Source organism: Apibacter adventoris (genome assembly GCF_002964975.1).
GTDB lineage: Bacteria > Bacteroidota > Bacteroidia > Flavobacteriales > Weeksellaceae > Apibacter > Apibacter adventoris.
The window spans coordinates 1-5,150 of sequence record NZ_PSZM01000039.1; the positions used below are offsets into that span (position 1 = coordinate 1).

Here is a 5,150-nt window from a genome sequence, read left to right on the forward strand (position 1 = left end):
ATCTTTCTTATCATTTTTGGCTATAGAAATATTATGTTTACGGGCATAGGCTTCAAATTGTTTTTGCTCAAATGCTTCCCATTCTTCTCGGGTATAATCCTTCCCTTCATAGGTTTTGTAAACTCCAGATGTCTTTTTATCCTCTGCTCCCTCTATTTTTACTTTTCCGGTTTCTCCATCCATTACATAGTTTAACGGTATAAAAGCAGGAGGTTCTCCATATTCCGGAAAGTTTTTTGGGTCGGTATTGGGAATTCCTTTAACTATGGATATAATCCAGTATTTTTCTTTATTTTGTTCTCCAAAATATAATTCAAAAACGGCTCGTCCATCTTCATCTACCCTTCCTTTTCCGGTTTTTAGGTTAATATAGCCTTTTTCCTGTAAAAATTCCAGTACCTGTTGGGGCTTTATTTTTCCGAATTTTTTATCTTCATTTACCTCTTTGATTAAATTTCCTTTTTCATCGTAATATCGGGAAATTCCCACTTTTACATGTTCTCCTATATAGGTTTCTTTTAACTTTAAATTTCCATTGGCATAAAATTCTTTATATACAGTTAAAAAAGAAGGGGAAGGAAGCCGTTCTCTTTGAAATCCTTTTTTATCTTTAATAAATCCTATAGAAAATATCGTATTACCATTAGGTAAAGTATATTCATCAGACCCTTTATTGGTTTTTTCATATACATTAAAATCAAATTTTTCTATCATGTGAGTATTTTTTGTATTTGGTTTACTTTTTTTTATTTCCTGTCCTTGACAAGAAATAAAAATCCCGCTCATAGAAAAAAATACTAACAGCTTATAGATATTTTTTTTGTTTAGAATATTATTCATATATATAAAATAATCTTATTCATCTAGTAAAAAACGGGAAGTAAACCCATGGGTATCTTTCTTATCATTTTTGGCTATAGAAATATTATGTTTACGGGCATAGGCTTCAAATTGTTTTTGCTCAAATGCTTCCCATTCTTCTCGGGTATAATCCTTCCCTTCATAGGTTTTGTAAACTCCGGAGGTCTTTTTATCCTCTGCTCCCTCTATTTTTACTTTTCCGGTTTCTCCATCCATTACATAGTTTAACGGTATAAAAGCCGGAGGTTCTCCAAATTCCGGAAAGTTTTTTGGGTCGGTATTAGGAATTCCTTTAACTATGGATATGATCCAGTATTTTTCTTTATTTTGTTCTCCAAAATATAATTCAAAAACGGCTCGTCCATCTTCATCTACTCTCCCTTTTCCGGTTTTTAGGTTAATATAGCCTTTTTCCTGTAAGAATTCCAGTACCTGTTGGGGCTTTATTTTTCCGAATTTCTGGTCTTCATTTACCTCTTTAATTAAATTTCCTTTTTCATCGTAATATTGGGAAATGCCTACTTTTACATGTTCTCCTATATAGGTCTCTTTTAACTTTAAATTTCCATTAGCATAATATTCTTTATATACGATTAAAAAAGAAGGGGAAGGAAGCCTTTCTCTTTGGAACCCTCCTTCATTATCAAAGTCTATCATATAAATTTCAGTGTCATCATTTTTGGTATAAGTAATAGATCCTTGCTCTGTCTTTTTATACATATCAAAATCAAATTTTTCTATCATGGCAGTATCTTTTTTATTGGGTTTGCTTTTTTTTATTTCCTGTCCTTGACAGGAAAAAATAACCCCGCTCATAGAAAAAAATACTAACAGCTTATAGATATTTTTTTTGTTTAGAATATTATTCATATATAAAATATTCTTATTCATCAAGTAAAAAACGGGAAGTAAATCCTTGGGTATCTTTCTTATCATTTTTGACTATAGAAATATTATGTTTACGGGCATAGGCTTCAAATTGTTTTTGCTCAAATGCTTCCCATTCTTCTCGGGTATAATCCTTCCCTTCATAGGTTTTGTAAACTCTGGATGTTTTTTTAACTTCTTGTAAAGGAATAAGTTCAAATGGAGCTCCTGCTCTGTCAAGCATATACTTATAAACCGGGATTACTTTTCCTGTTAAGGCATCTATTTTATAAACTTTAGCAAAAGGCTGATTCCCGTCATGAAGATAATAGTTTCGTGTTACCTCCCAAAAAGGAGTATCTCCTTTTTTAAAAGGTAAGAAAAGTGACCAGTTTTCTGGAGATTTATCATAATGATAGTTTATTGATAAAACTCCTCCAAGTCTCTCTTTTTTAATATATATTCCTTCTTTATCCAATATATCAAACAATATTTCTGGAGTAACTCTTACATCATTATATATTTTATCATTATCTATCTTTTGTATAAGCTTTCCTTTTTCATCATAATGATACACCAAACCAAAAGGCACATAAGCACCCACAATACTCATTTTCGTATATTTAGTTTTTAAGTTTCCATTAGAGTAATATATTTTATATATACAAAACATTGCTGGAGGAGGAGGTGTTATACTTTCAGTATATTCAGTTTTTCCTGTATTAATGTAAGTAGATTTATTTTGTTCTATTATAGTTCCATCTTTTATAGTATCTATAATTCTTTGATTCTTATCAAATTTTTCAATATTAATTTTTTCTGTTGTATACATTTCTTCAGGTTTTATAAGTTCTTTTTCCTGGCCGTTACAGCTTAACAATAAGGAAAATAAAACTGTAAATAAGCTATATTTTTTCATTTTACTAAAGTTTTATAATTTGATAATTTCTGTTGTAGTAATTGCCATTGCCAATGAGTAGTGGAGCATCGTGGTATTCCACTCCAATGGGAATAATCCATAACATTATCAATTTTACCCCTTTCAAAGGTAAATTTAGAATTATTATCAAAAGTATGGTATAAACCAATAGAATGTAATAATTCATGGGAGGAAGTGGCCATACTTGCATCTCCAGTTCTTCCAGGAAAAACAATAGCACTTTTTGCCCCTCCAACACCTTCTGCAACACCATTGAGTCCCCCAGAATTTTCTCCAAAAATATAAATTTTATAATATTCTTTGTATTTATTGGTCATTTTATCATTTAAGTATTTATGAAGCCCAGCAGTATTAATCTGCCCATTTTTAGAATAATTGAGCCAGAACCATTTGGATGTGAAAAATCCTGTTAAGTCCAATTCTTCATATTTAATATTTACATCTATATAAGCCTGACTTAAAATATTTTTTAGCTTATTTTGCTCTTTAACATCTAAAGAACCTTTTGAATCCTGTTTTATATTTGTTTTTACTTCAACAAAAACCACTTTAATGTTATAAGAATAATTATTAGCTTTTACCAAAAGTTTTCCGCAAATTTCTCCATCTGCCATAATACTAATGGATTGATCGGTAGAAAACACTTTTTTACATTTTACTTTTAGGTTTAATGTACGGTTTCCTTTACTCTTTTCTGCTATTTGATCATTAGTAAACCCTTCTAAACCAAAACAACTTTTATCATATACAAATTTTAATTTTTCAGGTTCTTTTTCTATTTTAATTTTTAAAATCAGATTTGCTTCATTTCCTTTCTTTAGAGTCATCTTTGGTACATAATAAATATAATTACTATTTTGAGCATCTTTTCTTTTTTTTAAAATAATTTGTTCAAAAGTAGATACTATTTTAGAATATTCTTTTTCATCTTTAGTAAATACCCCATTAGAATATATTTGTTTTAGATTACCAGATGAATCTTTATACCTCCCTATAATATCTTTATACCATACATCTCCTTTATATCCTGTATCTCCTATTCTTATATAATCAAATCCAAAATCAGGAGATTTTTGATAATTTTTTCCTGGTCTAAAGTGTATAATACAATCAGCCTTAGTTTCTGGAGTATGTGTTATATAAGAAGTAGCTTTATTACTCAAGGAATTTTTGGTTTCGCCTTTTAATTCGGCAATACCTCGGGAATTCAGTGTAGCCAACTCGTCTGAATGGAGCATTAATCGTTGACCTCCTTGTACAAAGGTCTCAGGACTTTCAATTTTAATCTGGTTTTCAGAGTTTATTAATGCTTTTCCTGCCTGGGTATGATAATAATTACTTACCAGTTGCTGCATAAACGGAGTGTTTACCAGCATCTTTTGCATTATATCCAAAGTAGCCTGGTTTCCTACCGTGAAATGCAGGTTATTCCCTACATGTATATTCAAATTTTCTCCAGTGGTTATTTCCATGTCTTTAGGTGCATAGGTTTTTATATTACCCTGTCCGTCCATAAACATTTTATTTCCGCTGGGGTCTTCTATAAGTATAGAACCCTGTTCCTGAGCATCATTAAAAACAATCTTGGTCCCACTACGGGTCTGTATGACTTTAATATCGTTTCCCTGAGTGTAATATTCTGCAATCTCTCCTCCATTATAAGCCGTTCCCAACACAATAGGAGCTTCGGCATTTCCTCCCTGAAACGCACACAATACGGTTTCCCCGATCTCAGGGTTGAAATAAGTCCCTTTGCCTCCTCCGGAATGGGGCTGTATTACCTGTACCCAAGGAGTCTGGCTGTTAGCCCTCCTTTGCCAGGTAAACTGTACCCTTACCCTTCCCATTTTCAGGGGGTCTCGGTTGTCCTTTACAGTGGCATGTTGTATCTGGGCTTTGGGAGCTTCTACCTCGTTATAGTATGGAGGAACCGGTAAGTCTTTAGGTACTCCGACAAAGGTATTGGTATACCCTTCTCCATCTGCAAAGGTGTGGACGATTTCGGTTATCTTATACGATTCTATGGGTACCCGTCCGTTTTTGAATATTTCATGCCCTGGAATCCAAGCCATCATCTTAACCACATCACCGACACGTAAGCAAGGATTATTACTGGTAGCTTCCACATAGACTAAATTCTGCCTTTTCTTCATATCTCTTTCCAATGATCGTTGCATATCCAACGAGCCGTTAAGCAATAAGCTCTGATCGTAATGGGCCATAGGAGATACATTATATAGGTTTTTGGATGCATTGTAGGCAAATTGCTGAAAAGGGTTGTTAGAGGATTGTATGCTTTGGGTTTTGGAATCTAGCAAATAGTCTGTTCCTTGTTTGGCATCATAGGCCGTATAGGAAAAATTCTGGGGCTGCACTTCCATCTTAATTTCATAATCGTAAACATCTTCTCCTTCCATTAACTCAATAATTTTACCTCCCCAGGCAGAGAAACAAAATTGTTCTCCATTGTAGTAAAAATATT

The 5,150-nt window shown here is 32.7% G+C and carries 3 protein-coding genes and 1 pseudogene; all 4 read right to left on the reverse strand.

Features of this window, described 5'->3' with window-relative positions; translation table 11 throughout:
• Positions 1-786 (reverse strand): annotated as a pseudogene (locus tag C4S77_RS06740) (hypothetical protein); the annotation flags it as partial.
• A 69-nt stretch (positions 787-855) separates the two neighbouring features.
• Positions 856-1,677, reverse strand: coding sequence for a hypothetical protein (locus tag C4S77_RS06745; protein WP_146106063.1), 822 nt, complete (start codon positions 1,675-1,677; stop codon positions 856-858).
• 67 nt (positions 1,678-1,744) lie between these two features.
• Positions 1,745-2,647, reverse strand: coding sequence for a hypothetical protein (locus C4S77_RS06750; protein WP_105246919.1), 903 nt, complete (start codon positions 2,645-2,647; stop codon positions 1,745-1,747).
• Positions 2,644-5,150 (reverse strand): phage baseplate assembly protein V (locus C4S77_RS13030; protein WP_181042840.1); only part of this gene is annotated, 2,507 nt, incomplete at its 5' end. The genes C4S77_RS13030 and C4S77_RS06750, both read right to left, overlap by 4 nt.

Coding starts and splice junctions, on each gene's coding strand:
- C4S77_RS06745 (WP_146106063.1), bottom strand. CDS start 1,677: ATGAGCGGGGTTATTTTTTCCTGTCAAGGACAGGAAATAAAAAAAAGC.
- C4S77_RS06750 (WP_105246919.1), bottom strand. CDS start 2,647: ATGAAAAAATATAGCTTATTTACAGTTTTATTTTCCTTATTGTTAAGC.